The sequence below is a fragment of the Vibrio injensis genome (genome assembly GCF_001895205.1).
Taxonomy (GTDB): Bacteria; Pseudomonadota; Gammaproteobacteria; order Enterobacterales; family Vibrionaceae; genus Vibrio; species Vibrio injensis.
Map to the genome: position 1 here is coordinate 297,316 of NZ_BDJF01000016.1, position 26,890 is coordinate 324,205.

27 protein-coding genes are annotated in these 26,890 nt (G+C 44.2%); 10 read left to right on the top strand and 17 right to left on the bottom strand.

The genetic code is table 11. The annotated features are described in order from the left end of the window. The first annotated feature begins 422 nt into the window (after positions 1 to 422). A complete protein-coding gene (locus tag BSR11_RS06485) occupies positions 423 to 1,319 on the top strand; it encodes a pyridoxal-phosphate dependent enzyme (protein ID WP_072669627.1) in 897 nt (298 codons plus the stop codon). Positions 1,320 to 1,383: 64 nt separating this feature from the next. Here the strand turns inward: BSR11_RS06485 and arsJ are convergent, their stop codons facing one another. From arsJ to BSR11_RS06505, 4 genes are all read right to left on the bottom strand, one after another. Continuing rightward, entirely contained in the window at positions 1,384 to 2,610 is a 1,227-nt protein-coding gene (arsJ, locus tag BSR11_RS06490; protein WP_072669628.1) for an organoarsenical effux MFS transporter ArsJ, read from the bottom strand. A gap of 53 nt (positions 2,611 to 2,663) precedes the next feature. Beyond that, positions 2,664 to 3,158, bottom strand: a complete 495-nt coding sequence (locus tag BSR11_RS06495) for a cyclin-dependent kinase inhibitor 3 family protein (RefSeq protein WP_072669629.1) — start codon at positions 3,156 to 3,158, stop codon at positions 2,664 to 2,666. Between the two features lie 10 nt (positions 3,159 to 3,168). Then, positions 3,169 to 4,170 carry an ArsJ-associated glyceraldehyde-3-phosphate dehydrogenase gene (locus tag BSR11_RS06500; RefSeq protein ID WP_072669630.1) on the bottom strand — a complete coding sequence of 334 codons (1,002 nt, stop codon included), beginning with the start codon at positions 4,168 to 4,170 and terminating at the stop codon, positions 3,169 to 3,171. Positions 4,171 to 4,238: 68 nt separating this feature from the next. After that, positions 4,239 to 4,580 (bottom strand): metalloregulator ArsR/SmtB family transcription factor, encoded by a 342-nt coding sequence (locus tag BSR11_RS06505; protein WP_072669631.1) that lies wholly within the window; start codon positions 4,578 to 4,580, stop codon positions 4,239 to 4,241. A 337-nt stretch (positions 4,581 to 4,917) separates the two neighbouring features. Between BSR11_RS06505 and BSR11_RS06510 the strand changes: the two genes are divergently transcribed. From BSR11_RS06510 to phoU, 5 genes are all read left to right on the top strand, one after another. Then, positions 4,918 to 5,940 (top strand): substrate-binding domain-containing protein, encoded by a 1,023-nt coding sequence (locus BSR11_RS06510; protein WP_072669632.1) that lies wholly within the window; start codon positions 4,918 to 4,920, stop codon positions 5,938 to 5,940. Between the two features lie 71 nt (positions 5,941 to 6,011). Then, positions 6,012 to 7,397, top strand: coding sequence for a phosphate ABC transporter permease subunit PstC (gene pstC / locus BSR11_RS06515; RefSeq protein WP_072669633.1), 1,386 nt, complete (start codon positions 6,012 to 6,014; stop codon positions 7,395 to 7,397). Between the two features lie 4 nt (positions 7,398 to 7,401). After that, positions 7,402 to 8,784, top strand: a complete 1,383-nt coding sequence (gene pstA, locus BSR11_RS06520; protein WP_240004048.1) for a phosphate ABC transporter permease PstA — start codon at positions 7,402 to 7,404, stop codon at positions 8,782 to 8,784. A 39-nt stretch (positions 8,785 to 8,823) separates the two neighbouring features. Beyond that, positions 8,824 to 9,630, top strand: coding sequence for a phosphate ABC transporter ATP-binding protein PstB (gene pstB / locus BSR11_RS06525; protein ID WP_422636401.1), 807 nt, complete (start codon positions 8,824 to 8,826; stop codon positions 9,628 to 9,630). Positions 9,631 to 9,654: 24 nt separating this feature from the next. Next, on the top strand, positions 9,655 to 10,398 hold the full coding sequence (phoU, locus tag BSR11_RS06530; protein ID WP_072669635.1) for a phosphate signaling complex protein PhoU: 744 nt from the start codon (positions 9,655 to 9,657) through the stop codon (positions 10,396 to 10,398). 153 nt (positions 10,399 to 10,551) lie between these two features. Here the strand turns inward: phoU and arsB are convergent, their stop codons facing one another. Both arsB and BSR11_RS17275 read right to left on the bottom strand, forming a co-directional pair. Next, positions 10,552 to 11,568, bottom strand: a complete 1,017-nt coding sequence (gene arsB, locus BSR11_RS06535; protein ID WP_072669636.1) for an ACR3 family arsenite efflux transporter — start codon at positions 11,566 to 11,568, stop codon at positions 10,552 to 10,554. 405 nt (positions 11,569 to 11,973) lie between these two features. Beyond that, complete coding sequence (locus BSR11_RS17275) at positions 11,974 to 12,150, bottom strand: hypothetical protein (RefSeq protein WP_167363646.1); 177 nt, start codon at positions 12,148 to 12,150, stop codon at positions 11,974 to 11,976. A 244-nt stretch (positions 12,151 to 12,394) separates the two neighbouring features. Between BSR11_RS17275 and BSR11_RS06540 the strand changes: the two genes are divergently transcribed. Beyond that, positions 12,395 to 14,119 (top strand): SgrR family transcriptional regulator, encoded by a 1,725-nt coding sequence (locus BSR11_RS06540; RefSeq protein ID WP_072669637.1) that lies wholly within the window; start codon positions 12,395 to 12,397, stop codon positions 14,117 to 14,119. Between the two features lie 52 nt (positions 14,120 to 14,171). Here BSR11_RS06540 and BSR11_RS06545 read toward each other — a convergent pair whose 3' ends face one another. Beyond that, entirely contained in the window at positions 14,172 to 14,498 is a 327-nt protein-coding gene (locus BSR11_RS06545) for a metalloregulator ArsR/SmtB family transcription factor (protein WP_072669638.1), read from the bottom strand. A gap of 275 nt (positions 14,499 to 14,773) precedes the next feature. On the opposite strand from BSR11_RS06545, the gene BSR11_RS06550 reads away from it, so the two are divergent. Together BSR11_RS06550 and BSR11_RS06555 are read left to right on the top strand one after the other, a co-directional pair. Then, positions 14,774 to 16,264 carry a SulP family inorganic anion transporter gene (locus BSR11_RS06550; RefSeq protein ID WP_072669639.1) on the top strand — a complete coding sequence of 497 codons (1,491 nt, stop codon included), beginning with the start codon at positions 14,774 to 14,776 and terminating at the stop codon, positions 16,262 to 16,264. A 10-nt stretch (positions 16,265 to 16,274) separates the two neighbouring features. Next, entirely contained in the window at positions 16,275 to 17,123 is an 849-nt protein-coding gene (locus tag BSR11_RS06555; protein ID WP_072669640.1) for a universal stress protein, read from the top strand. A 102-nt stretch (positions 17,124 to 17,225) separates the two neighbouring features. Here BSR11_RS06555 and BSR11_RS06560 read toward each other — a convergent pair whose 3' ends face one another. From BSR11_RS06560 to BSR11_RS06575, 4 genes are all read right to left on the bottom strand, one after another. Beyond that, complete coding sequence (locus BSR11_RS06560; RefSeq protein WP_072669641.1) at positions 17,226 to 18,869, bottom strand: BCCT family transporter; 1,644 nt, start codon at positions 18,867 to 18,869, stop codon at positions 17,226 to 17,228. Positions 18,870 to 19,109: 240 nt separating this feature from the next. Next, a complete protein-coding gene (locus tag BSR11_RS06565) occupies positions 19,110 to 19,967 on the bottom strand; it encodes a hypothetical protein (RefSeq protein ID WP_072669642.1) in 858 nt (285 codons plus the stop codon). Continuing rightward, entirely contained in the window at positions 19,967 to 20,824 is an 858-nt protein-coding gene (locus BSR11_RS06570; RefSeq protein WP_072669643.1) for an ABC transporter ATP-binding protein, read from the bottom strand. Before BSR11_RS06570 ends, BSR11_RS06565 begins: the two co-directional genes overlap by 1 nt. Further along, entirely contained in the window at positions 20,821 to 21,192 is a 372-nt protein-coding gene (locus tag BSR11_RS06575) for a GntR family transcriptional regulator (RefSeq protein WP_072669644.1), read from the bottom strand. Before BSR11_RS06575 ends, BSR11_RS06570 begins: the two co-directional genes overlap by 4 nt. Before the next feature lie 230 nt (positions 21,193 to 21,422). On the opposite strand from BSR11_RS06575, the gene BSR11_RS06580 reads away from it, so the two are divergent. Beyond that, positions 21,423 to 22,106 (top strand): VC0807 family protein, encoded by a 684-nt coding sequence (locus BSR11_RS06580; protein WP_072669645.1) that lies wholly within the window; start codon positions 21,423 to 21,425, stop codon positions 22,104 to 22,106. Positions 22,107 to 22,182: 76 nt separating this feature from the next. Here the strand turns inward: BSR11_RS06580 and BSR11_RS06585 are convergent, their stop codons facing one another. The 6 genes from BSR11_RS06585 to sufC form a co-directional block, all read right to left on the bottom strand. After that, entirely contained in the window at positions 22,183 to 22,593 is a 411-nt protein-coding gene (locus tag BSR11_RS06585; RefSeq protein ID WP_072669646.1) for a SufE family protein, read from the bottom strand. Between the two features lie 86 nt (positions 22,594 to 22,679). Next, positions 22,680 to 23,213 (bottom strand): putative Fe-S cluster assembly protein SufT, encoded by a 534-nt coding sequence (gene sufT, locus BSR11_RS06590; protein WP_072669647.1) that lies wholly within the window; start codon positions 23,211 to 23,213, stop codon positions 22,680 to 22,682. 45 nt (positions 23,214 to 23,258) lie between these two features. After that, positions 23,259 to 23,624 (bottom strand): HesB/IscA family protein, encoded by a 366-nt coding sequence (locus tag BSR11_RS06595; RefSeq protein ID WP_072669648.1) that lies wholly within the window; start codon positions 23,622 to 23,624, stop codon positions 23,259 to 23,261. 10 nt (positions 23,625 to 23,634) lie between these two features. After that, on the bottom strand, positions 23,635 to 24,867 hold the full coding sequence (locus BSR11_RS06600; protein ID WP_240004049.1) for an aminotransferase class V-fold PLP-dependent enzyme: 1,233 nt from the start codon (positions 24,865 to 24,867) through the stop codon (positions 23,635 to 23,637). Further along, positions 24,864 to 26,123, bottom strand: coding sequence for a Fe-S cluster assembly protein SufD (sufD, locus tag BSR11_RS06605; protein WP_072669649.1), 1,260 nt, complete (start codon positions 26,121 to 26,123; stop codon positions 24,864 to 24,866). Before sufD ends, BSR11_RS06600 begins: the two co-directional genes overlap by 4 nt. Continuing rightward, positions 26,123 to 26,884: a Fe-S cluster assembly ATPase SufC gene (sufC, locus tag BSR11_RS06610; RefSeq protein WP_072669650.1), complete on the bottom strand. Its 762-nt coding sequence runs from the start codon at positions 26,882 to 26,884 to the stop codon at positions 26,123 to 26,125. The genes sufD and sufC overlap by 1 nt, the downstream gene beginning before the upstream one ends. Between the last annotated feature and the right edge of the window lie 6 nt (positions 26,885 to 26,890).

Genomic DNA, 26,890 nt, shown 5'->3' on the forward strand with positions numbered 1-26,890 from the left:
ATGGTCGGACTAGATATTTTCGACGCGAGACAAAATCAATCTGTCATCCACATCATCCCGCACTCTTAGGCTCTTAAAGGGGAGCAAAGAGAAATAATCATTTTTTTTGATCATTTTTCTATTATTTGGGAACTCTTTGTTATTCATCCAGTCTGACTTAGTGTAGTTGGTAGAGCATTCAGAGTTTTACGGCCGTCGAACTTTCTTGGTCACTGGCAACTACACGATACCGATACGACTTGAAGATTGGACGCACACTGTCAATGCTTCAAGTGGCAAGGTAAATGCTGCTTTTTCCTTATTAACTCCTATGTTTGTATCCGCCCAGTTCATTTTGTTCTGGGCTTTTTTTTGCACCTCATACCGCTAATGACTAAGAAAGCGTATAATGCTCGGCTAACCTTGTTGACCCCCATAAATTCATGAAACTCTCTCATAGCCCAATCACCCAGCATCGCTTTCAAGGTGTGGATTTCTATTTAAAACGTGATGATAAATTGCATCCACAATTTTGCGGCAATAAAGCGCGTAAATTTCTTGGTCTACTCGAATTGGAAGCACCAGAGATCACCACTTTAATTAGCTATGGATCCGTGCAAGCCAATTCTTTGTATTCACTGGCAGGACTCGCGGCGATTCGTGGTTGGAAATTAGAATATTATGTTCATCGGATCCCTAAGTGGCTGCAACAACGGCCAATCGGTAACTATCGGGCAGCGCTCGAACTGGGTGCGCAAGTGATGACGACGGAATCAGCCGTGATCAATCATCCACACAATCATATCGTGCAAGTTCGTCAGCCTGATGAGCACTGCCTATTTATCGAAGAAGGAGGGCGCTCTCCTTTGGCTGAGTATGGCGTTAAGCAACTCGCTCTTGAGTTACTCGAATGGATCCAACAGCAGCCAAAACAGCACTGGATTATTGCTTTACCGTCAGGCACCGGAGCAACCTCGCTCTACCTGCAAAAGGCACTGCAACCTCATGATATCCAAGTGATTACTTGTCCTTGTGTCGGTGGCGCGGATTATTTACGCCAGCAATGGCAACAACTCGCAGATACGCTTTATCCAACGATTATCGAACTTTCGCATAAACATCACTTTGGTCATTTATATCGCGAGGATTATCAAATTTGGCAGCAGCTCTATGAGCAAACTCATGTTGAGTTTGATTTGCTGTACGACCCATTAATGTGGCGCTGTTTACTTGATTGGCTACCTAAGCAGCAACCATGTTCGTTGATCTATATTCACCAAGGCGGGTTGTTAGGTAATGAAAGTATGTTGCCCCGTTATCAACGTTTGTGTGGGGAGTAAAGGCTGTGCGAAAAAGCACGCACCAGCACTTTACTGTATCATGTATTTTATTATGCAATGATCGCTAATAAGATAATCTATCTTGTGGTTTGACTTTTGGTAAGCCAATCGAAATTAACATCGTCAGTAACAAGAAAGTAAAAGAAACCCATAAGCACGCGGCTAATCCCCACTCTTGAAATACCCAACCAGATAAAATGGTGCCAATCAAGCGCCCCATCGCATTAGCCATGTAGTAAAAACCAACATCCAATGACACGCCATCTCCCTTGGCATAGCTGACAATTAAATAAGAGTGCAAGGAGGAGTTAACCGCAAAAATCGCACCAAAAAGTAATAACCCACCGATGATCACCACTTGTGGATGCCATTGGGCCTGAATACTGTAAGCAATCACTCCGGTTACGAAAGCCAATAAAGCAGCCCACCCCATGGCAGAACGACCATCCGGCACTTGACCAGAAGCACTACCGGTGATTTTCGGCGCAACCCCTTGGATAACACCGTAGCCAATTACCCACAACGCCAAAAAACCACCAACAGTACTGTGATCCCAACCAAATACACTACCAAGATAAATTGGTAAAGCGATTACAAACCAAACATCACGCGCACCAAATAAGAACATCCGCGCCGCCGATAAAATATTCACGCTACGTGATTTGGAAAAAATTTCTGAAAATTTGGGTTTATTTTTGGCTTTGCCAATATCGGCTTGTAGACTAACAATACTGCCAACAAAGACGACCAATAATACGCCAGCCATCGCCAGCACTGCGTATTGAAAACCGATCAGCGAGAGCAAAACGCCACCAAGGAAAAAACCAGCGCCTTTCAACGCATTTTTTGACCCAGTCAAAATAGCTATCCATTTATACAACGCCCCTTGTGCATCATCTGGCAGCAACGTTTTAATCGCACTTTTCGCGCTCATTTTATTGAGATCTTTGGCTATCCCAGATAAAGCTTGCGCTGCCATCACTAACGGGATCGTCAACCACGCGGCAGGTACGGCTAACATTAATAACGCGATGATTTGCATACCTAAGCCAATATTCATGGTGCGATTTAAGCCAAGCCTTGCACCAAGCCAGCCACCAATTAAGTTGGTCACCACGCCAAAAAATTCATAGAATAAAAATAACGACGCGATCGCTAACGTCGAATAACCTAAATCATAAAAATACAGCACCACCAACATACGCAATGCGCCATCGGTAATGGTAAAATTCCAGTAATTGAACGTCACGAGCATGTATTGACGAACACTGTTATTGAATTGGGACAACATGGATGATCACTCTTTTTGAAAAAGAGCTGCATCAATGCAGCTCTTACTAGGGGTTATTGACCAACAAACTGATGAATATAATCGACCTGATCCGCTTTAGTGAAAGCGCCTGGACGTAGGGCCTGCACCTTGGCAATGATCGTTTCCAGTGGCCAGCCCTTCTCAAGCAAAACATGAGCAGCTAATAATCCCGTACGACCCGATCCCCCCATGCAGTGCAACGCCACTTTATCACCATGACCTAAGGCTTTATGTACTAAAGGCGCAATGTGTTGCCAGCGAGCGTGGAACGCTTCATCGGGCGCACAATCATCAGCGATTGGGGCATGCAACCAAAGCAGTCCGGCTTTCTCTACTTCTTCTGGCAATTGGCCCACACCATGTTCTTGCATCTCTTGTTGGCTCAGCGCCGTCACCACGACCGTGACACCCTGTGCTTTTAATTGCGCAATACTTTCGGTCAGCGCTGTTTGTTTTGTGCCCGGACAAGGCGTGAGGATCAACCCAGCTTGATCGGTAATCGGCAGTTCCCAAGTTGGATGTGTCATCGTCTTTTCCTTATACTGAGCCAACGTTACGCACCAGTTCAGCGGTACGCGTTGCGTAGCCCATTTCGTTATCGTACCAAGCGTAAATTTTCACCATCCGTTTACCCACCACCATGGTTGATAAAGCATCAACAATTGTTGAACGCTGATCGCCTTTATAATCAATCGATACCAATGGACGTGTTTCAAAGCCTAAAATACCTTGCAGTTCATTCTCTGAGGCCACTTTAAGCAAAGCATTAACCTCATCAGCGGTGGTATCACGTTTAACATCAAAAATAATATCGGTCAGTGACGCATTAGCCAGTGGTACTCGTACCGCATGACCATTAATTTTATCCTTCAAATCTGGAAATATTTCGACAATCGCGGTTGCTGAGCCAGTCGTTGTTGGAATGAGGCTCATCCCACACGCACGAGCGCGGCGCAGATCTTTATGCGGCGCATCTAAAATAGTTTGCGTGTTGGTTAAGTTATGAATCGTCGTGAATGATGATTGTTCGATGCCTAATGTTTCATGAATTACTTTCACAATCGGCGCAATGCAGTTGGTCGTGCACGATGCCGCCGTAACAATTCGGTGTTGGTCTGGGTTAAAAATATGATCGTTAACACCGACGACAATGTTCGCTACACCCGGCTCTTTTACTGGAGCGGAAACCACCACACGCTTGACGCCTTGAGCAAGATACAGATTAAGTAACTCCGTTTTACGATGTTTACCCGTCGCTTCAATCACCACATCACAACCTGACCAATCTACGGCATCGATAGCTTTTTGTTGGGAGGTTTGAATTTTATGTTGACCAATAATGATACTATCACCATCAGCCAAGACGGGGTGATGCCAACGACCTTGTACAGAGTCAAACTCTAACAAATGAGCCAACGTTGCCGCATCGCCAGCCACATCATTAATCTGCACAAATTCCAGCTCTGGCCAATCATAAGCCGCACGCAATGCCAAGCGGCCAATACGGCCAAATCCGTTAATTCCAACTTTAATCGTCATGATTTATTTCCTTAATAATGATCCGTTCATCCCTGTCACTTGAAAGCCCTTCAAGCCACAAGAATTAATTAAGCACAACATGTTGGCCGCGATTTCATCGCTGCCAATCGCGCAATATCAAGCTGATATTCAGTTCGTAAACACTGAGAGTCGACTAAGCCTTGGATCTGTTTTCTCATCCAGCCAGGTAGCTGATCAGATAAACGATAAAATACCCACTGACCTTGACGGACATCGACAACAACGCCACTCGCTCTTAATAAAGCAAGATGACGCGATATTTTGGGTTGGCTCTCTTCTAATGCCGCGGTTAACTCCGCGACACAGATGTTCTGTTCACGAGCAATCATTAATAGACAGCGTACCCGAGTTTCATCAGCCAATAGTTTAAAAAATTGATGAGGCAACATAATCTTATAACCTTATGTGGATATACGAATATATTAAATTCATTATCATCCCTGTCAATCCTCAACCAACGATTGTCATGAAATTTTCATATTCAAAAAGATCATCTTGGTAATGCCATTAGAACGTCATACTACCGTGCTAGCCTACGCTAACGAGTTGAAAGACTCGCTTCTAACCCCCTATCCTCGCCCTACGCTGTCACATGATTGTCATATAACTTCCATTTTACTGTCATACAAACCACCCAAAATCCGTTTTAGTTAAACCAAACACAGCCGCAACTTGAAAGGCATGATGCCAAAGCGGTTAACAACGTGAATGAACGAGGGAAATACTATGAAGTTTGGACGCAACGCGCTATTGCTTGCCTCAACCATCGCCACGGCTATCTCAGCACCTGCAATGGCTCGTGAAACTATCCAAATTGCTGGCTCATCGACGGTGCTGCCATTTTCATCAATCGTTGCTGAAGAGTTTGGGCAAACTTTTGCTCAATTTAATACACCGATTGTTGGATCAGGTGGCTCAGGCGGCGGCCTTCGCCAGTTTTGTCAAGGCGTTGGTGTCAACACCATTGATATTGCTAACTCTTCTCGTGCTATTCGTCCCAATGAGCTTGCCAACTGTAAAGCCAACGGCGTGAATGAAGTCATCGAAGTGAAAATCGGTTACGACGGTATTGTCTTTGCTTCACGCACAGACAGTGGCAGTTTTGCACTAAAACCTGAACACGTCTTTAAAGCAGGCGCAGCGCAAATTCCTCAAAACGGTAAAATGGTTAATAACCCTTACACCAACTGGAAACAGATTGATCCTTCACTACCGGATCAAGATATCTTATTGGTGATCCCTGGCTCTAACCACGGCACGCGTGAAGTGTATGAAGAAAAAGTGGTCCACCCGGGTTGTGCAACGTTTGCTGAAGTCAAAGCCATGGATAGCAAAGCCAAAGAAAATTTCTGTAACGCGATTCGTACCGATGGACGCGTAGTGGAAGTCGCTGGCGACTATACTGAAACACTGGCTCGTCTCGATGCACAGCGTAACGCATTAGGTGTATTTGGCCTCAGCTTCTATGACCAAAACCGTGACCGCTTAAAAGTAGCAACGGTCGATGGTGTCACTCCAAGTTTAGAGACTATTTCAACGGGTGAATATCCGGTATCTCGTCCTTTATTCTTCTATATCAAAAATGCCCACGTTGGTGTTGTCCCTGGCCTACTTGAATACGCTCAATTCTTCGTCAACGAGCAGATTGGTGGCATGGGTAGCCCATTAGAAGAAGCTGGCCTAATCCCAATGGATGACGCTGAGCGCGCGCAAGTTTCAAACGACATTCGCAACCGTAAGACTTTATAAATAAAGTAATAATTCAGTAAGAGAGGCATTAACGTCTCTCTTACTATTGCTTTTAAAAGGTAATCACAATTATGAATAATATGATGCTAATGGTGGTACTACTGGCAGTCATGGCTCTGGCTTATCAGCTCGGGCTAGTGCGCAGTAAAAGAGTGGCATCAACCAGCAGCGGGCAGACTCAACGCCTGCATTCTCGTCCAGTTTATCACGGTGTATTGACCCTACTTTGGGCAGTCGTACCCGCTTTTTTAGTGTTTATTTTATGGACGATATTTTCCCCTAATTTCATTCAAAACTTAGTGCTCAGCAGTATCCCCAGTGAGTTTCAACCCACTACCGCCGATCACGCTCGCGTATTGATGAACCAATTGAATAACTTAGTCAGTGGCTTTGCCGTAGTGAGTGAATTCAGTGATTATCAAATCGCGGCGGCGGAATACTTACAACAAGTACAATTTACGAGTCACGTTATCTTAAGTAGCTTAATGGCAACGTTAGCTGCGACGGGCGTCGTCTTTAGTACCCGTCGTATTCGTCCCGATCTGCGAGCTCGTAACCACGTTGAACGTGCGTTGCACATTGTACTTATTCTCTGTTCTGGTGTAGCCATTCTGACGACGATCGGCATTGTGCTATCAATGCTAGGTGAAGCCTTTCGCTTTTTTAGCTTTGTCGACCCACTCGATTTCTTTTTTGGTACGACATGGAATCCGCGTTTCTCAACCGTAGGCACCAGCGGCCAAAGTGGTTTTGGTATGCTGCCGCTGTTAGCGGGAACGTTCATGATTGCGCTTATCGCTCTTGCCGTCGCCATTCCAGTCGGTTTGATGGCAGCAATCTACTTAGCCGAGTATGCCCCAAGTCGAGTTCGCTCTGTGGCGAAACCGATTATCGAAGTACTAGCTGGGATCCCAACGATTGTCTATGGCTTCTTTGCCTTGATCACCGTCGGCCCTTTTCTGAGTGGAATAGGCGAAGCATTGAATATTGATATTCGTGCCACGTCAGCCCTAACAGCAGGGGTCGTGATGGGGTTAATGATCATTCCGTTCATCTCTTCTCTTTCGGATGACATCCTCATCCAAGTTCCTAAAGCTTTGAGAGATGGCTCGCTGGGTCTAGGAGCGACAAAATCAGAAACAATACGTAAAGTCGTTCTGCCCGCAGCATTACCGGGCATTACCGGAGCCGTACTACTCGCCGCCAGCCGTGCGATTGGCGAAACCATGATTGTCGTTTTGGCTGCGGGCAATAGCCCGGTCTTAACGGCCAATCCTTTTGAAGCTGTATCGACAATGACCGTGACAATCGTCAATCAGTTAACCGGCGATCTGGATTTCTCTAGTCCGCAATCACTGGTGGCCTTTGCCTTAGGGTTAACGCTGTTTGTGATTACCCTATTTCTTAACGTCATTGCGTTAGTCATCGTACGTAAATACCGCGAACAATATGAGTAATTTCATGGACAGTATTATGCCAACTTCAACTCAATCAATGAGTGATACGAATAAGCAACGTGAAAAAACGCAACTGCGTATTGCAAAATCACTCAAAAAACGCCATGCCAGTGAACGTCGTTTTAAAGCGTTTGGCATCGGAGCTGTTGGCTTAGCCCTCAGCTTTGTATTGATTCTGTTTGTTTCCGTTTTTTCCAAAGGTATTCCTGCTTTTTGGCAAGCAACGGTAAGTTTGAACGTTTATTTCGATCCTGAGATCATCAATATTGAGCCGAAACCCGTTCAGCTCAGTGGCGAGTCCGCGGGTGAATTTCAACAAAGGATGCTCGCTTGGCAAGGTCAAGTGGGGATGGTCAATTTCAACCGAATTATCGTCAATAGTTTAGCCAAAGAAATACCCGAAGCGCCCCGCTATCAACGTGATGCTTTACGCTTAATCACCAGTGGTGAACGTTTCGCACTGCGCGACATGTTAGTCAATGACCCGTCATTGATCGGTAAAACGCTACGCTTAGATTTATTAGCCGATGCGAATGTCGATGTGTGGTTAAAAGGCAATATTGATCGCGATTTACCCGACTCACGCCAGCAATTAAGCGCGCGTACTCGTGCTTGGGCAGATGAACTGGCAGACCGTGGGGTGATTCAAAATAAATTCAGCACCGCTCTATTTATGAATGTCGACTCACGCAGCTCTTTAGCTTCTGCAGGCTTAGCTGGTGCGTTTATGGGTTCGGTGTTTATGATGCTGATTGTTATGATACTCGCGGTACCCATTGGGGTGGCTTCCGCCATTTATTTGGAAGAGTTTGCACCGAAAAATAAGCTGACGGATTTTATTGAAGTAAACATTAATAACCTCGCCGCCGTGCCTTCGATTGTGTTTGGTCTACTCGGTGCATCAGTGTTTATTTTATGGTTTAAACTGCCGTTATCCGCACCGTTTGTTGGCGGTTTAGTGTTAACCCTGATGACACTGCCAACGGTGATCATTGCGACTCGTTCAACCTTAAAAGCGATTCCGCCATCGATCCGTCAAGCGGCACTCGGTATTGGCGCATCAAAAACTCAAGCGGTATTTCACCACGTGCTGCCGCTCGCTCTTCCAGGCATTTTGACCGGTGCTATTTTAGGTATCGCACAAGCATTGGGCGAAACCGCACCGCTGTTATTAATCGGTATGAACTCGTTTGTTGCCAGTATTCCAAGTACGCCGATGGATCAATCAACCGCTTTGCCAGTGCAAATTTTCTTATGGCAAGGTAATGAACTCCGTAACTTCTTTGAAGCAAGAACCTCTGCTGCAATCATCGTATTGCTAGCATTAATGATCAGTCTGAATGCGTTGGCCATCTGGTTACGTCGACGCTTTGAAACACGGTGGTAACCCAAAATGATAAGTGAAGCAGTAATGAATAAACAGCCGATGATTAACCCTGATATTGTGCGTAAAGCATCGTCATCCACTGCGGTAAAAAGTACCAAAATGGCCGCCCGTGATGTCAAAGTGTTCTATGGTGAATCACAAGCATTGCATGGCATCAATATAGATATTATAGAAAATGAAGTCGTCGCTTTTATCGGTCCTTCCGGCTGTGGAAAATCGACCTTTCTACGTTGTTTAAATCGCATGAATGACACCATTGATAGCGCACGCGTTGAAGGGTCCGTCACCTTGGATGGGCAAGATATCTATCACCCTAGCCTTGATGTCGTACAACTTCGTGCTCAAGTGGGTATGGTATTTCAAAAACCAAACCCGTTTCCTAAGTCTATCTATGAGAACATCGCTTACGGACCTCGTTTGCATGGCTTGGTGGATAATAAAGCCGATCTAGAAGAAATTGTCGAAAACAGTTTGCGTCGAGCGGGGCTGTGGAATGAAGTCAAAGATCGCCTTTTTGCTCCGGGGACAGGGCTGTCTGGTGGTCAACAACAGCGCCTTTGTATTGCGCGCGCGATTGCCGTCAATCCTGAAGTTATCTTAATGGATGAGCCTTGTTCGGCACTCGACCCTATTGCGACCTCAATTATTGAAGACTTGATTGATGAACTGAAAGGCAGCTATACCATCGCGATGGTCACGCACAATATGCAACAAGCCGCTCGCGTCTCGGATAAAACCGCATTTTTCCATATGGGAAATCTCGTCGAGCTTAATGATACACGAGAAATATTCACCAATCCGCGTGATAGTCGTACGGAAGATTACATCACGGGTCGCTTTGGTTAATTTACAATTTTTCAGGAGAGATTTATGCCAACTCATCGTATTGATGGGCACACCTCACACAGTTACAACAGCGAATTGCGCTCGATTGTCGATTCTGTGGTTAATATGGGCGACTTAGTGATAGAACAGGTTCGCCACGCACTCAATGCCTTCATGACTGGTGATACTCGACTCGCTAAACAGGTAATAGAAAATGATCATCAGATCAACCTGCTCGAGCTAAATATCGACCAAAAATGTGTGGATATTCTCGTTAAACGTCAACCAGCAGCGCGAGATTTACGAGCAATCTTTTCTATCATGAAGGCAATCATGGACTTAGAACGGATTGGTGATCAATCAAAACGCATTGCCAACGCCGTATTGCGTTTAAAAGATCAGCATCCAGGAAAGAAAAATTACTTTGATGGTATCGAACTGCAAGAAGATGAGTTCGAACAAATCAACGCTCACGTGATCAATATGCTACAAAAATCCATGGATGCGTTTCATGATATGAATGCCGAAGCGGCCTTAGAAGCCGCAATGTTGGATAAGCATATTGATAACAGTTATAGCGAGATTTTACGCCAAAACAACCAAAATATGCTGCTTAACTGTACTCATTTCCAAACTATCTTAGAGATCACTTGGATAGGCCGTGCCGTTGAGCGAATTGGCGATCATGCGCGCAACGTTTGTGAGTACACCATCTATTTTGTTAAAGGTTTAGATGTGCGTCATAAAACCGACCAAGAGATGGCTGAACTACTGGCTAAAAAGTATTAGTTCTCTCTGACTCGACGAACACACTGAATCTCTATCGAATCGAGATTCAGTGCTCTGAGAAAAACAGCCATTTCTATACCGAGATGGCTGTTTTTTATTGAGGGAATAACCAATAACGCTACTCTATTCGGCAGCGACTAATCGATCGGGTGATTAATTAAACCAATGACGTGTGCGGTTGGCAAACCAGACTAAACTTAGCATCACGGGCACCTCCACCAGCACACCAACCACCGTCGCCAGCGCGGCACCAGAATGTAATCCAAACAGGGCAATGGCTACCGCCACGGCCAATTCAAAGAAATTAGAAGTGCCGATCATGCACGCTGGCGCGGCAATATTATGTGGTAAATCGATTTTCTTAGCGGTGAAGTAAGCCAACGCAAAAATCCCATAGGTTTGGATTAATAGCGGAATGGCAATTAATACAATCGCTAACGGTTTGGAGAGAATGGTCTCAGCTTGAAACCCAAATAGCAGCACTACGGTTGCTAACAAACCAATAATCGACCACGGCTTCATTGTTGCACTAAAAGCATTTAAACGTGACAGATCATTATTTTTAGCTAGCTTTTTGCGCGTATACACTCCAGCGAGTAACGGGATCAGCACATACAAAACCACTGAGAGTAATAAGGTATCCCAAGGGACGGTGATATCGGTCATCCCCAGCAGCAGCCCAGCGATAGGCGCAAAAGCGAAGATCATGATGACATTATTTACCGAAACCTGAACTAAGGTATAGTTTGCGTCTCCTTTGGTTAATTGGCTCCAGACAAACACCATTGCCGTACAAGGGGCAACACCAAGTAAAATCATGCCAGCAATGTATTCATTGGCGGTTTGTGGATCGACCCAGTTCGCAAAAAATACCTTAAAGAACAACCAACCTAAAAATGCCATGGTGAACGGTTTAATCAGCCAGTTGATCACCAAAGTCAGTATCAGACCTTTAGGCTTTTTACCGACATCTTTAATGGAAGAAAAATCAATTTGCACCATCATTGGGTAAATCATTAACCAAATCAGTACCGCGATAACAATATTTACCTGCGCATATTCAAAGCGAGCAAATAGTGCAAAAACATCCGGTGCGATTGACCCTAAACCAATACCAGCAATGATCGCCAGCCCCACCCAAACGGATAAGTAGCGCTCAAATAATCCCATGTTTTCTCTCCTAGACATTTTCGATTGATAAAATTTCAATAGCTAAAAATAACGCATCATCGATGATTGTCTTAGCCATTATTAAGATGATGCGCGTGATTTTCATAGGTAGATTCACCTTATTAGCAACAAACGATCAGACTAATGAGTGGCGCTGCTAGGTTAAGAATCGAGCGCTATCACATTCGATTTTTCAGATATATGGTAAATCATATATCTTATTTTGCGCCCGTCAAGCACAACATGTTGAAGTCGTAATCAAGCTAGCAAAGTGAAGTTTTGTGAAGTTTTGCAGAAACATCGATGAATGGAAAACGTAAAAATGGCACCTTACTTGCCTCTTGATGGGGGTCAGGAGCAGGCGTAAATAAGGTGCCATGGTGGTTATTTAGTTAAATTGACTATTCACTCTTTTTGCCATTGGCATAACTGGATCAAGGCTAATAGCGCCAATCTTTCTGAACGATGTTGACATTCAACTAAGCGTTGTAAGTAATACGCCGTCAGTGGTTGCTTTTGAGTAGAACAATCATATTCAATGGGTTTGGTGGAGCGAACAGCGGCTGGTGAAGTTGGCATCATGGTATCCTCTTCTGGCTTGGGATATCTGTAGTATGCTAGATTTAAGGAAAAGAAAAACTGACAGAATAATTTATTTTATATCCTTATTTAAAAAGACATTGAACAACTCATTGACATCGCCAATACATAATCGACTAGAAAAGCTCGGATAAACTTAAAATAGACGATAGTAAGCCTCTTAATGGAAAACGATTTATCATTACTCCCTTAAATAGGGAACAAACATTTAAAAAGGAAACCCATTTTGTCTATCCTTAATTTATATCGTTATTACTTACGCTTCGATGGTTATGCGATAGAACAACCCATCAGTGCTACGTTAGAGGACATTGCCAATCGATTATGCAGTAGCCCGCGCTATGCGCGTGTCTTGCTGCAACAAATGCAGCAACAAGGCTGGCTCTCGTGGCAGCCTAAGGTTGGCCGAAATAAGCGCTCAACGCTGTGTTTATTGCAAGATCCTGAGCGGCTCAAAGAACATCTAGCCAGTGACTGTCTTTTGCGTGGACAGTATGACAAAGCCTTGGATCTGTTAGAGCAAGATGAACAGGTTTTTGCTCAGCTATTACAGCAAACCTCCGGCGCTTCAATGCACGAAGGGCGATTACATATCCAACTGACCTATCGCCGCCCCTTTCAGGCTCTGTTGCCCCATCATCCACAACGTAACAGTGAACGTTTTTTACTACGGCAAATTTACGCTTGCTTGGTCTGTTGTGATGCTGACGGACAAGTACATCCGGAACTGGCTCACCACTGGCATTATGATGCTGAGAATTATCAGTGGTGCTTTTATTTACGCCCAGAGCTGACTTTTCATGACGGACAAATGATTGATGCACAGAGTGTTGTCGACCTCTTTTCACACTTAAAATCCTTACCGAACTATCAGCATGAACTTGCTCATTTAAAACGCATTGGTGCTCCGCATCCGCGGGAAATACTGTTTGAATTCACCGTCCCGGATCAAAGCTTTGCGGGTCTGATTAGCGGTGTCAGTTATTCTATTCAGCCGGTTAAACAGCTTCAGAAAACGACTACCAACGTGATTGGCAGTGGCGCATTCAAGGTTTACAACCATAGCGATAAACAATTAGTACTGCATGCTTTCAATCGATACTATGGTTGCCGTTCCTTATGCGACCAAATTACTATCTGGCTATTCGACCAAGACGTAACGACTGCAACCGACGCTATTCCTCACGCTGGCCGAAGCTGCCAATATTACGTATCGGCAGAATCCCCGAACATGGAAAACGAACAAGTCAATCAGTTCTCACGCCAAGAAGAGGGTGCGATCTTTTTATTAAATAATCACCACGCAGATACGCGGCTCGATTCCCAACAACGCCAATGGCTACTTAATCTGCTTGAACCAAACTCGTTACGGAGCAATTTAGTACATTCAAATCTTAATCCAGCCGATCATTTGTTACCTTGTTGGAGTAAATTATCTCGATTGCCGGTCATTAAAAGTGACTTACCGGCCTCAATGACCATTGCCGTTTACAACTACATCACCTTGACTGAATGTGCCGAAGCGATAGCAAAACAGCTCAATGGTCAAGGTATCGAAGTCACCATAAATAGTTACAGCTATCAGGAATTACTACGAAAAGCCCAACAAGGGCAACTGCACGAAACACTGATATTAAGCAGTATTAACTTAGATGATAATCGTCATGCCAGCGCCTACCAGTTTCTGTATAGTAACCCTCTGCTGCATCATGCACTTGGTGATACGCTCAGTAGCTGGCTACGCCAATCGTTAGCGGATATACGCGCAAACGTCTGTATAGAGCAGTACCTTGTGGTATTAGAGCCTTTGGTAGCAACCTTGATCCACCATGGTGTTTTACAACCACTCTATCACGAGCAACAAGTACTCAGGTTTCATGATTTAATTCACAATGTCGCTTTAACCACCTGGGGATGGCCAGAATTAAAGCAAGTCTGGACTGGCAGTTAGAGACTGCACTTAGATAATCATCCGCTATAAGCCCAATAATGGATAAGAGGCATCAGTTAGTACAAGAGTGCTGCCTGATGGTTTGGCTCTCTTTTTCTATCAGTGCTCGGTCGTTTTCTAGCGACGAGATTAATATCTGCCGCATCCAGCTCGGCAATTGTGGATTTATTTGGTAATACACCCACTTTCCCCGCCGCTCATCAATCACCAAACCGTTTTTACGCAGCTCAGCCAAATGACGAGAGACTTTGGGTTGACTAAGAGAGAGTGCGGTCATTAAGTCACACACGCACAGTTCTCGATGCTGACTTATTAGTAATAATGATTTAAGCCGAGTCTCTTCAGCTAATGATTTATAGAAGGTTAACGTATCGCACATAACAAACACATATGAAAAATCAGATGCGTTTGAAATTAAGGCTTTCGAAGCAAAAAGTCAAAGATCAATGCTGTTTTTTTCCTTACTTATTCGCAAAAAGTAAAAAGCAAAGAACCATCTTAACGGTTTCCTTGGTTGACCTTCAGAACAGCAATGATTAGGATCACATTTCTAAATGGCCAATAGGAGATTCCGTGCATGTCACTTACGCCGCCCTAGAACAATGATCACCTCTCACTTCACACCTTTTATTTACCTATTTATAGAGAAAACAGATGTTACAGAATATTAAGCGCGATTGGTTCTCCAACGTGCGAGGGGATGTTTTAGCTGGTTTAGTGGTTGCGTTAGCACTGATCCCAGAAGCAATTGCCTTTTCAATTATTGCTGGTGTTGACCCCAAAGTGGGTCTATATGCCTCTTTTAGTATGGCGGTGGTTATTGCCTTTACTGGCGGACGCCCGGGGATGATTTCTGCTGCAACCGGCGCTATGGCTCTATTAATGGTCACGCTGGTTAAAGAACACGGCCTAGAATATTTATTAGCGGCGACACTGCTCACTGGGGTACTACAAATTGTCGCCGGTTATCTAAAACTGGGGAATTTTATGCGCTTTGTTTCGCGCTCAGTGGTCACCGGTTTTGTTAACGCCTTGGCAATTTTAATTTTTATGGCTCAGCTTCCAGAGCTAACCAATGTCACTTGGCATGTCTATGTGATGACTTTAGCTGGCTTAGGCATTATTTATCTTTTCCCTTATGTACCCGTTATTGGCAAAATGCTACCTTCTCCGCTGGTATGTATTATCACCTTAACTCTTATCGCCATTAGTTTTGGCATCGATATTCGCACGGTAGGCGATATGGGCGATCTACCCGATACACTGCCAATTTTCTTGTGGCCTGATGTACCGCTTAACCTAGAAACCTTAATGATCATCTTACCTTACTCTGCTGGCCTTGCTGTGGTGGGTTTGCTTGAGTCAATGATGACCGCGACGATTGTTGATGATCTCACCGATACCGACAGCGATAAAAACCGCGAATGTAAAGGTCAAGGTGTGGCAAACATTGCGACTGGTTTTCTTGGCGGAATGGCTGGTTGCGCGATGATTGGTCAATCAATTATTAATGTTAAATCTGGTGGTAGAGGCCGTCTATCGACTTTTGTCGCGGGTGTACTGCTGCTGATCATGGTGGTTTTTCTTAGTGATTGGTTAAGCTTGATCCCTATGGCGGCTCTAGTCGCCGTGATGATCATGGTTTCTATCGGCACCTTCTCTTGGAGCTCAATTAGAGATCTTAAATCGCATCCACTTTCTACCAATATTGTCATGATTTCGACTGTGATTGTGGTGGTCATGACCCATAACCTTGCAATTGGTGTTGGAGTGGGTGTGCTACTGGCTGCACTATTCTTTGCCAATAAAATTGGCCGCTTTATGGTTATCAAGAGCGACTTAGCAGAAAACGGCAGCCAGCGTACTTATCGCGTTGTTGGGCAAGTCTTTTTTGCCTCGTCAGATCAATTTATCAACTCATTCGACTTCAAAGAAGCCTTAGATCATGTCACCATCGATCTGTCTGCAGCACATTTCTGGGATATTACTGCCGTCTCTTCCCTTGATAAAGTGGTGATTAAATTCCGCCGTGAAGGGGCTGAAGTAACATTAATCGGTATGAATGAAGCCACAGCCACCATTGTCGACAAGTTCGGTGTTCATAATAAACCCGAAGAAGTGGCAAAACTGATGAGCGGTCACTAAGGAGCAAAGCATGACCAATATTATTGCCTGTATCGATGGAGCGAGCTATTCACAGTCGGTAGCGGATCTGAGTGTTTGGACCGCGAAAACGTTGTCCGCACCGCTAACTCTGCTGCATGTGCTCGATAAGTCCGATCGAGAAATTGCCATTGAATTATCCGGCAATATTGGCCTTGGCAGTCGTGAGCACTTACTGCAAGAGCTGGTCGAGCTTGATGAAAAACGCGCCAAAGTAGCCTTAAGGCACGGTAAGGCCTTACTCAATGAGTTAGAAGCCAAAGCCCTTGAATCTGGTTTTACGGACCTACACAAACTGCAAAAACACGGTGACTTGCTGGAAACCCTGCTCGATATGGAGAAAGATATCCGTGTCCTCGTGATCGGCAAATCTGGTGAGCTCAACCAAAGTAATACCAAAGCCGTGGGTTCTCAGTTGGAAAGTGTGGTCCGCACCATTAAAAGCCATATTTTAGTCGCGACCGGGGACTTTGCAGCGCCGCAAAATTATTTGTTAGCGTTTGATGGCAGTGAAGTGAGCCAAAAGCTGGTTGAGAAAGCAATCAATACACCGCTACTCAAAGGGCTGACTTGTCACTTAGTGATGGTCGAAGACTCAGATGAAAAAGCGACCGCATTTGCTAGCGCAGTGGAAAAGTTGCGTACTCATGGCGTCAATGTGGTAGAAGCCAGCTTAACCGGCGACGTGCACCGCGCGATTCTTGATTACCAACAACATCATCAGTTGGGAATGATAGTGATGGGCGCTTATGGTCACTCAAAACTGCGGCAGTTTTTTGTAGGCAGCAATACCACCAAGATCATCGTTGAATCCAACGTTCCGCTACTTTTGATTCGTTAACTTTCAGTCGTACAACAAAAAGCCCTAACTCTTTGTTAGGGCTTTTTTTATCGATAAACAACGGTATCCTTCCGACTTTCGGTATATACCGTTATTGGCGCTTTATTTGACTTTAGCTTTTCTGGGTTCGCTCATTAATCCCTTAATCAGTGACACCGTCGCGACCAGTAAGACAATAGTAAACGGGAAACCGGTTGTGACTGCCATCGCCTGCGCTGCCGCTAACCCGCCACCTAGCATTAATGCAATAGCGACTAACCCTTCAAAGGTACACCAGAAGATACGCTGTGGTGTTGGTGCATTTACTTTTCCTCCAGCGGCAATCGTATCAATCACCAATGACCCTGAATCTGAAGACGTGATAAAGAAAACTACCACCAAAATGATACCGACGACCGAAGTAATGCTTGCCAATGGCATGACATCAAGCATCGCAAATAACTTGACGGGTAGTTCCGCCCCCATCACTGCTTGATAACCATCATTAGCGTATTGACTAATCGCCGTGCCACCGAAAGCAGTCATCCAGAAAGCACAGACCGTTGACGGGATCAACAACACACAAATAATAAACTCACGCACCGTACGACCGCGCGATACTCGCGCAATAAACATACCGACAAATGGTGACCAAGAAATCCACCAAGCCCAGTAAAACGCCGTCCAACCTTGTGAATAATTCACATCTTCACGGCCAAATGGCATGGCTAATTCAGGTAGATAAGTCACATAGGCTAAAAGGTTATCGAAAAATCCCGTTAAAATCGCTAACGTCGGACCAACAACGACGATAAACAGCAGCAATAAGGCAGCTAAGCCCATATTGATTTCTGATAAGCGTTTAACGCCACTATCTAATCCTGCAACGACTGAGATCAATGCCAGCGCGGTGATGACAATAATCAAAACCACTTGTGTGGTATCGGTGAATGGAACATCAAATAAAAAGTTAAGCCCAGTCGCAGCTTGAGAAGCCCCATAACCGAGCGATGTTGCTAAACCGAATACGGTTGCCACCACTGCCAAAATATCGATCACGTGACCAGTCCAACCCCATACCCGCTCACCAAAGAGCGGATAAAAAATTGAACGCATCGTTAGCGGTAATCCTTTATTAAAGGAGAAAATAGCTAACCCAAGCGCGAGCAATGCATAGATTGCCCATGGGTGCAGCGCCCAGTGGTAAATCGTTGCTGCCATACCTAATCGACGAGCCGCTTCGGTATCTCCCATTGCGCCGCCCAGTGGCGCCCAATCGGTACGTAGGCCATCTTCTATGGCTGTGCCCGATAAGGAACTACTGAAATGCGACATTGGCTCTGATACACCAAAGAACACCAAACCAATCCCCATTCCTGCAGCAAATAGCATGGCTAGCCAACCTGCGTAAGAATAGTCAGGCACTGCGTCAGTGCCACCAATACGCACTCGACCGAGTGGAGACACCACCAAACCTAAACACACTAAAACGAAAATATTCGCCGATAACATGAAGAACCAATCTAAATGCGAAGTCAGCCAACCACGCATATGTAAAAAGATAGGTTCTACTTGTTCACGGAAAATCAGTGTCGTAAAGACAAAAATAATGATTGCTAATCCAGATACAGCAAACACTCGGTTATGAATGTCTAAACCAAAAGGCCCAACCGATAACACCACATTATCTTGACCTACGGTGTAGTCAGTATCGATTGGGTTAACCTTACCACTTGGGCGCGGGATCCCACCGTTATCACTACTCACATTCCTCTCCTCTCATTGCTTTTCTTTTTAACTCCCAAATAAAAATCTCAATACTGGCGGTAATAGACGTGATGAGAAGAGATAACCTTACCATCACCGTCTATTTATATCCTTCCTACTTGAAACTGCAGGGGCGTTGACTACGTTCGTTACCCCAATCACCTAGTTTGTCTATGCTCATCGGGATTCACTCACTTGCCGCCTACCTGTAACTCCAAGTTGTTTGGGTATATATCGTATTTATTTCGCCCATAGTGCGGCCCATGAACTTTCATTGGTACGATAAAGCCGATAACTAGCCCAATAACTGACTATGCCAAGCAGAAGATAGACAAGCAAATTGCCAATGCCAACCTCATTAATAATATTGGACATAGTCGAGGCTGTGACTAATTGTAGCGGAAAATGAAGTACAGCGTTGAAAAAATTACTGATCAGATAAGAATTAAACATCGCGATAGACAACCATTTTAAGCTAAAACCACCAATAAACATGACCAATAATGGCGAATTAAACAGTTGTGACATCAGGAGAGTAAAACAAGCTAAGGGAATTAAACATAGACCCACCAACCACATTAAACCTACGAAATTTAGGCCATGCTGTAATGCATACCACCAAGAACGCTGAGCAAATAAAAATCCAAATTGCTCATCAGTTACCATGTTGAGTATCCATAGAAAAATATCCGAAAATACAATCAGTAAAGAACAGATAACTGGGATTAAAAATAACCCAAAACCCAGTTTCACCATATGAACCATATTATTGGTGACTGGCATGCTCCGCCAAAACATCGAGCTCCCCTCTTTTCGTTCTTTACGAAACGTTTTCGGGAAATATAAAGCGCTTAGCATCAATGATACAAAGCCAATAATCATTGTGATGAATTGATTAAAGCTATCCACAACGGAGGAATCAACGTGAGCAAGTGAATCAGAATATTCGACATCAAAAAATAGATTATTCCCAAGTGAAACATTCATTAATAAGCTGATAAATAATACTATCCCGCAGACTAATAAAAACAGAGGAATTCTAGTCACACTTTTATTTTCAATCAGCTCTTTTTCAAGCATATATAGACTCGCATGCATTATGCTTTCTCCTTTTGTAGAGCAAGAAATAAATCTGCTAACTTGATATTATGTACCGTTCCAAGAGCGTGTACTGCTTCTCGATGTTCTGCTGTAAGCAACCACTTAGTGGTGCCTAATCCAACTTGTGCGCGTAAAGGATTCCGCTTTTCAATCTCGTCTGCGTAGCTAGAGTTCGCCTCTAATACACAATAATTCTGGGTTAGATTATCCATCGAGTCTTGCAGGACCACTTTACCTTGTTTGAGCATCACAACATCGGTCAGAAGATGCTCAATTTCCGCAACTTCGTGGCTAGCAATAATTAATGCTCGCTCACCATCGTGAAACCATTCAAGCAAATGACGATAAAAGGTTTCTCGATACATAAGGTCAAGGCCTAATGTCGGTTCATCCAAAATCAGTACTTTGGTATCGGTTGCAATGACGACAGCCAAATGCAGTTGTACTTTCATCCCTTTCGATAGCGTGCGAATTTTACTCGATAAATCAATATTGGTTTCAGCCAATACTGAATGAGCTTTCACTAAAGAAAAACTAGGATGCACACCACTGGTGTAACGCAATAACTGCTTAACCGTCATCCAGTCTGGAAGTACATTGACATCTGAAATATAGGCCAGTATTTCCATCACCTTAGCATGGTCAGTAATCGGATGAAGTCCGTTAATGGCGATATCACCCTGATAATAGTGAGCCCCTAGTAACGCTTTGATTAGAGTGGACTTTCCCGCACCGTTGTGGCCTAAAATACCTAGCACTTGTCCAGCATGAAGGGTGAAACTCACCTCATGCAGCGCTTCTGCTTTTTTGGAATATTGTTTAGAAACCTGCCTAGCTTCAACTAATGGATTCATACTTCACCTTCAATATGCCGTTTTAATTGGCTAATAAAATCATCTAAGGGCATCTCCAGCACACGAAGTGTATGTGCTATCTCTGGGATCTGCTGCTGTAAAAAATACTGTTTTTGGCGGTTTTTTAGCTGCTCAAGCGCGCCTTTCACGACATACATTCCTTGTCCACGACGTTTTTCAATCAGTCCTTCATCGACCAGTAGCTGGTAACCTTTCATTACCGTTAAGTGGTTGATTTTAAGTTCAGCCGCGACCGTTCTTACCGATGGTAGTGCCTGATCCTCTAGCCAAATTCCTTGTAAGATCTGTTCAATGATCTTGTCGGCTAACTGACGAAAAATAGGCTGATTATCTTGCCACTCTGTCATATTTCTATACCGATATGGTGATATACACAGATATAACACTAAACCCAAAAGCAACCGTTGGCAAACTCTTTTTACTCAAACACAAAAATAAACGTGACTATAAATCGAAACCGTAAAAGGAAAATATGAGACGACTGCTTACAATTGAGATCAACTTGAGGTCATTCATAGGCTTGCGTTAGTAAACGGCATTAGTATACTTTGCATTCTGCAAGTAGGAATTATTTACAATGAAATCAAATAAAAACAAAAACTTAATCAGTAACCTGTTACTGAACATTATCATCCCGGTAATCATCCTCAGCAAGATGAGTGGCGAGGATAAGCTTGGACCAACTTGGGCGCTCATCGTTGCACTCGCCTTCCCATTAATTTTTGGTATTGTAAGTTTTGTTCAAGAAAGAAAAATCAACTTCTATTCCGCACTCGGCTTAATTAGTGTGCTTTTGACAGGCGGGATTGGTTTACTACAGCTGGACCCAGCCTATATTGCCATTAAAGAAGCGGCCATCCCGGGGATTATTTTCATCGCTATTCTAGTGAGTAATATTACTGGCTACCCGATTGTGAAAAAGATGCTACTTAACGACGATATCGTTGATAACGAAAAGCTTAATCAAGCGTTAGAAAAATCGAATAATCAAGCAGAGTTTGAGAGCAAAATAAATATCTGTTCATACATCATTGCCTTTTCGTTTCTTCTTTCAACCATCTTAAATTACGTGCTCGCTAAATGGATTGTCACCAGCCCTGCAGGAACAGAAGCATTTAATGAAGAGATCGGTAAAATGACTGCCCTCAGCTTTCCAGTCATCGCTTTACCAGTGACCGTCATTATGATGGGTGCACTGCTCTACTTATTTAAAAGTATTTCAACCATTACTGGGAATAAGATTGAAGATTTTCTGCGCTAAATCGCTTAAGGTGACAGCATAAATAATAAAACCCACGATTATCGTGGGTTTTATTATTTATAACTCAGAGGCTAACTTAGCGTTGCTGGCGCGCTAATTGTTGAATCTTACCCACAATGGCTCTTAATCCATTGCCCCGTGTTGGGCTAATATGGCGCTCTAAGTCTAATGTTTTGAAATAACTATCGATATCAAATGCTAGAATCTCACTAGCCGTCTTATTGTGATAAGCCGCTAAGACAATCGCCAATAAACCGTTAACGATGATCGCATCACTATAAGCAAAAAGCTGTAAACGCCCCTGCTCAACTTTAGTATGCAACCATACTTGACTCTGACACCCAGGTACTAGATCTTCATCTCGCTTTTGTTGCTCATCAAATGGGGTTAATGCCTTGCCTAAATCGATGATGTATTGGTAGCGTTGCTCCCAATCGTCAAAAAAAGCCAAATCTTCGATGATTTCTTGGTCACTTGGTAAGTTCATTTTAGGCTCTATATCCTTACGAATTGATACGACATCGACTGGATTGAGGTGTCGTAACGGTTCTACGGCTCTCGTAGAACCGAGAATTAAAAAAACAGTCCGGTTTCGAGCTGGGCTTCTTCGCTCATCATTTCACGTGACCATGGTGGATCGAACACTAAGTTGACGTTAACCCGCTCCACATTGGGAACCATGTGCACTCGGTGCTCAACATCACCGACTAAAACAGGTCCCATGCCACAACCGGGTGCCGTTAATGTCATATCGATGTCTACAAGATGTGATGCTTGATCAATAGAAACTTGATAGACCAAGCCGAGTGACAACAAATTGACCGGAATTTCCGGATCGTAAACCGTTTCTAACGCTTGATAAACTTGGGCTTTATCGATGTTATCATCCAGTGGCGCATCAAATTCAAGCTTGAGCGGTTGGCGTCCAATCGCATCAGCATCAGTGCCATCAACACGATACATATTACCACGCCAAGTAATGGTGTAATTACCACCTAGGTCTTGCGTAATGGTGACAAATTCGCCCTGCTTAAGTATCTGCTGTTCTCCAGTTGGTACTCGTCTAACCATGCAATCGCGTTCAAGGTTAACAATTCTCTGCGTCATTGGCTAACCTTAGTCAAAAAAAATCCCACGCAAACAAAAGCGAGCTTAGCTGACATTAAAGCTTTCTCCACAGCCACACTCACCGACGACGTTTGGGTTATTAAACTTCAATACTCCGTTAAGCCCTTCTTTCACATAGTCCATTTGTGAACCGTGTAGCATAGGGATAGCGTCTTGAGCGATCTTAACTGTCAATGTATCGGTGATTTTAAGAGCGAGATCCGATTCAGGGGTCTGCTGCTGAAGCTCTAATACATAAGCATAGCCATTACAGCCACTAGTTTTTATCGATACACGCAACACATGATCCGGCTGTTTTGCTAATTTAGCTTCAAGATGACGAATCGCGCTGTCGGTTAATGTCAACACGGCTTGATTTGACACTTCAGGGGTATAGGTTTCTACCTGCATATGATTTACCTTAAACTAACATTTGCTGAGCTTTTTTCAGTGCAATAAATAACGCATCAATCTCTTCTATCGTGTTATAGATAGAAAATGACGCTCTCGCGGTACCAGGAACGCCCAGACGACGCATTAATGGCTGCGCACAATGATCGCCGGTACGAATTGCAATCCCTTGTTTATCTAGAATAAAACCGATATCTGCTGGGTGGCAGCCTTGCAATAAAAAGCTCAACACGCCAATTTTCTCGCTTGCATTACCAATTAATTGGAATCCCTCTAGCTCACTGGCATGTTGTAATGCGCGCGCCATCAAGGCCCGCTCGTGAGCTTGCACAGCTGCGGGGTCAAATTGGCTAAACCAAGTAATGGCAGCGGCCAAGCCAATCACACCAGCGATATTGGGCGTACCTGCTTCTAATCGGTTAGGAAGGCTTCCCCACGTAGCGTCTTGATAAGTCACCTTAGCAATCATCTCACCGCCCGTTTGCCATACTGGCCAATCTTGCAATACCTCAGCCTTTCCCCAGAGTACACCCACTCCTGTTGGACCAAAGATTTTGTGGCCAGAGAAAGCGTAAAAATCACAGCCAATCTCAGCGACGTTAACCCCGCCATGAGCAATGCCTTGCGCGCCATCAATTAAGACCAGTGCGCCTACTTCTTTGGCTTGTGCGGTTAATTCATGAATCGGATTAACCGTACCAAGCGCATTAGAAATGTGTGGCATCGCCACCAATTTGGTTGATGAATTCAGCAATGATGCAAATTGCTCGACATTTAGCTCACCGTTGTCTTGGATAGGCGCAACGACTAACTGAGCACCGCTTTTAAGACACGCTTGTTGCCAAGTGACTAAATTAGCGTGATGCTCCATTTCGGTAACCAAAACTTGATCGCCCGGTCGCAAACGCTGTGCCATGCCATGCGCAACAATATTAATTGACTCTGTGGTGCCGCTGGTCCAAATCACTTCGCTGCGATCAAATGCATGAATAAAGTTAGCGACTACGTCACGACCATGTTCATAACGTTGCGTTGCTTGATCCGCTAAACGGTGAACGCCACGATGGACGTTCGCATTACACTGAGTATAAAAATCGGTAATGGCTTCAATGACCGCCATCGGTTTTTGCGTGGTTGCTGCATTATCTAGGTAAACCAGTGGTTTTCCTTCAACCATCTGATTTAAAATAGGAAATTTCGCTCTAACCGCAGCCACATCAAACGAAGAGGTTTCGATCATCATCTTACCTCCATCTCTTTAAAACGAGCACTCAATATCGGTGCTAACCATTCTGCCAAAGCTTGATTTGGCATTTGGTTAATCAACTCTTGAATAAAGCCAACGTTAAGCATGACTAATGCCTGTGAACGGCCAATGCCACGCGACATCAAATAATACAGCGCTTCTTCTTCAATTTCAGCCACCGTTGCACCGTGAGCACATTTCACATCGTCAGCGTAAATTTCTAGCTCTGGCTTAGTATTGATCTGACCACGACGTGACAAAAGTAAGTTGCGGTTATTCAGTTCGGCCAGTGTCTTTTGCGCATCACGATGGATGTGGATACGGCCATTAAACACCGCCGTTGCTTTATCACCAACAATACCGCGTACATTTTCTTCACTAGTACCATTAGGTTTTGCGTGTTCAATGGTACTGTGCAGATCAAAATGCTCCGACTCGCCCAATAGATAAACAGCATTCATTTTTGCTTGAGCATGCTCACCATTATGAATGATATCTACATCCAAACGTGACAGTTGGCTACCAAAGCCAATCACCGTGCTGTTTAGCTGAGCATAATCATTAAGCGAGAAATGCGTGCCACCAAAATACAGAGCCTGTGGGCTATTCATTAAAAATTGGTAATGCTCTAGCTCAGCATGCTCATCAAGTAGATATTCCGCAAAATCAGTTCGTAGATTCTCACCAGCACCTTGAGTGTGCTCAATCAACGTTAATTTACTACGCTGACCAAGGCTAACTTGCACACGATAATGGGCTTCATGACCATGATCATTGTGATGAATAATTCGAACCGGAGTTGCGCAGCAGCTCTCAGCTGCAACATCAATAAACAGTACATTATCAGCCAGTAAATCATTGACCATACCAAACAAATGGCGTGATGGTTTGACCTGAGAAAAATGGCTCACCGCAGCTGCTTGTTGGTCAGCGGGTAGGTTTTGAGCACTATAGATACTGACACCCTGTGGTAAATTTAGCGCGGTTAAATCGGTCTGCAATTGACCATCAACAAACACTAAATCGATGGTTTCAAGCCCAGCGATTGGCGCTAAGTTGAACGGTGCATTGCCTGATTCTGGCGACAATTCCAACTGCTCTAAACAAGAGAGTGGTGTATAACGCCAAGCTTCAGTGCGTCGAGTCGGCCAGCGAGTTTGACGCAAAGCATGAAGCGCTTGTTGACGAACCGGGCTCAGCCAATCATTGGTTTTTGAGCCACGGTCTATCACTTGCTGAAGCCATTGGCTCATTACTCCGCCTCCTCGTGATCTTCTAACCCAAGGAATGCGTAACCCTGTTGTTCAATTTCTCTGGCTAATGAGGCATCACCGCTTTTGACAATTTGGCCGTTGGCAAGAATGTGCACAAAGTCTGGTTCAATATAGTCCAGTAAACGCTGATAGTGAGTAATGACCACAAAACTACGCTCGGCGCTACGCTGGCTATTTACACCGTTAGCAACCACTTGCAAAGCATCAACATCCAACCCTGAATCCGACTCATCTAAAATACATAGGCTTGGCTCTAGTAAGATCATTTGCATGATTTCATTACGTTTTTTCTCACCACCGGAGAAGCCTTCATTAACGCCTCGCTTCAAGAAATCGAGTGGTAATTGAACTTGCTTACTGGCTTCTTTGGCTTTTTTCAAAAACTCAGCAGCCGTCAATGGCTCTTGGCCACGATGGGCACGCATAGCATTCACTGACTCTTTCATAAATTCCATATTGCTCACACCAGGAATTTCTACTGGGTACTGAAAGGCAAGGAATAAACCATGACGAGCACGTTCTTCAACGTCCATATCCAGTAAGCTTTGACCATGTAACATGGCTTCACCGCCCGTCACTTCGTAACCGTCGCGTCCAGACAGAACGTAGCCTAAGGTACTTTTACCCGCACCATTAGGACCCATGATGGCATGAACTTCACCAGGCTTAATATCAAGGTTTAACCCTTTCAAAATATCTTTTTGCTCCACACGAGCGTGTAAGTTTTTAATATTTAACATGTAATT

Excerpts from the sequence above, each read along its gene's own strand:
- phoU (WP_072669635.1), top strand. The coding sequence starts at position 9,655 with ATGCCAACTCATCGTATTGATGGGCACACCTCACACAGTTACAACAGC.
- BSR11_RS06575 (WP_072669644.1), bottom strand. The coding sequence starts at position 21,192 with ATGACAGAGTGGCAAGATAATCAGCCTATTTTTCGTCAGTTAGCCGAC.
- pstC (WP_072669633.1), top strand. The coding sequence starts at position 6,012 with ATGAATAATATGATGCTAATGGTGGTACTACTGGCAGTCATGGCTCTG.
- BSR11_RS06550 (WP_072669639.1), top strand. The coding sequence starts at position 14,774 with ATGTTACAGAATATTAAGCGCGATTGGTTCTCCAACGTGCGAGGGGAT.
- arsJ (WP_072669628.1), bottom strand. The coding sequence starts at position 2,610 with ATGTTGTCCCAATTCAATAACAGTGTTCGTCAATACATGCTCGTGACG.
- BSR11_RS06500 (WP_072669630.1), bottom strand. The coding sequence starts at position 4,170 with ATGACGATTAAAGTTGGAATTAACGGATTTGGCCGTATTGGCCGCTTG.
- arsB (WP_072669636.1), bottom strand. The coding sequence starts at position 11,568 with ATGGGATTATTTGAGCGCTACTTATCCGTTTGGGTGGGGCTGGCGATC.
- BSR11_RS06485 (WP_072669627.1), top strand. The coding sequence starts at position 423 with ATGAAACTCTCTCATAGCCCAATCACCCAGCATCGCTTTCAAGGTGTG.
- BSR11_RS06505 (WP_072669631.1), bottom strand. The coding sequence starts at position 4,580 with ATGTTGCCTCATCAATTTTTTAAACTATTGGCTGATGAAACTCGGGTA.
- BSR11_RS06555 (WP_072669640.1), top strand. The coding sequence starts at position 16,275 with ATGACCAATATTATTGCCTGTATCGATGGAGCGAGCTATTCACAGTCG.
- BSR11_RS06545 (WP_072669638.1), bottom strand. The coding sequence starts at position 14,498 with ATGTGCGATACGTTAACCTTCTATAAATCATTAGCTGAAGAGACTCGG.
- BSR11_RS06495 (WP_072669629.1), bottom strand. The coding sequence starts at position 3,158 with ATGACACATCCAACTTGGGAACTGCCGATTACCGATCAAGCTGGGTTG.
- pstB (WP_422636401.1), top strand. The coding sequence starts at position 8,824 with ATGATTAACCCTGATATTGTGCGTAAAGCATCGTCATCCACTGCGGTA.
- sufT (WP_072669647.1), bottom strand. The coding sequence starts at position 23,213 with ATGACGCAGAGAATTGTTAACCTTGAACGCGATTGCATGGTTAGACGA.
- BSR11_RS17275 (WP_167363646.1), bottom strand. The coding sequence starts at position 12,150 with ATGATGCCAACTTCACCAGCCGCTGTTCGCTCCACCAAACCCATTGAA.
- pstA (WP_240004048.1), top strand. The coding sequence starts at position 7,402 with ATGGACAGTATTATGCCAACTTCAACTCAATCAATGAGTGATACGAAT.
- BSR11_RS06580 (WP_072669645.1), top strand. The coding sequence starts at position 21,423 with ATGAAATCAAATAAAAACAAAAACTTAATCAGTAACCTGTTACTGAAC.
- sufD (WP_072669649.1), bottom strand. The coding sequence starts at position 26,123 with ATGAGCCAATGGCTTCAGCAAGTGATAGACCGTGGCTCAAAAACCAAT.
- BSR11_RS06600 (WP_240004049.1), bottom strand. The coding sequence starts at position 24,867 with ATGATGATCGAAACCTCTTCGTTTGATGTGGCTGCGGTTAGAGCGAAA.
- BSR11_RS06570 (WP_072669643.1), bottom strand. The coding sequence starts at position 20,824 with ATGAATCCATTAGTTGAAGCTAGGCAGGTTTCTAAACAATATTCCAAA.
- BSR11_RS06565 (WP_072669642.1), bottom strand. The coding sequence starts at position 19,967 with ATGCATGCGAGTCTATATATGCTTGAAAAAGAGCTGATTGAAAATAAA.
- BSR11_RS06510 (WP_072669632.1), top strand. The coding sequence starts at position 4,918 with ATGAAGTTTGGACGCAACGCGCTATTGCTTGCCTCAACCATCGCCACG.
- BSR11_RS06595 (WP_072669648.1), bottom strand. The coding sequence starts at position 23,624 with ATGCAGGTAGAAACCTATACCCCTGAAGTGTCAAATCAAGCCGTGTTG.
- sufC (WP_072669650.1), bottom strand. The coding sequence starts at position 26,884 with ATGTTAAATATTAAAAACTTACACGCTCGTGTGGAGCAAAAAGATATT.
- BSR11_RS06585 (WP_072669646.1), bottom strand. The coding sequence starts at position 22,593 with ATGAACTTACCAAGTGACCAAGAAATCATCGAAGATTTGGCTTTTTTT.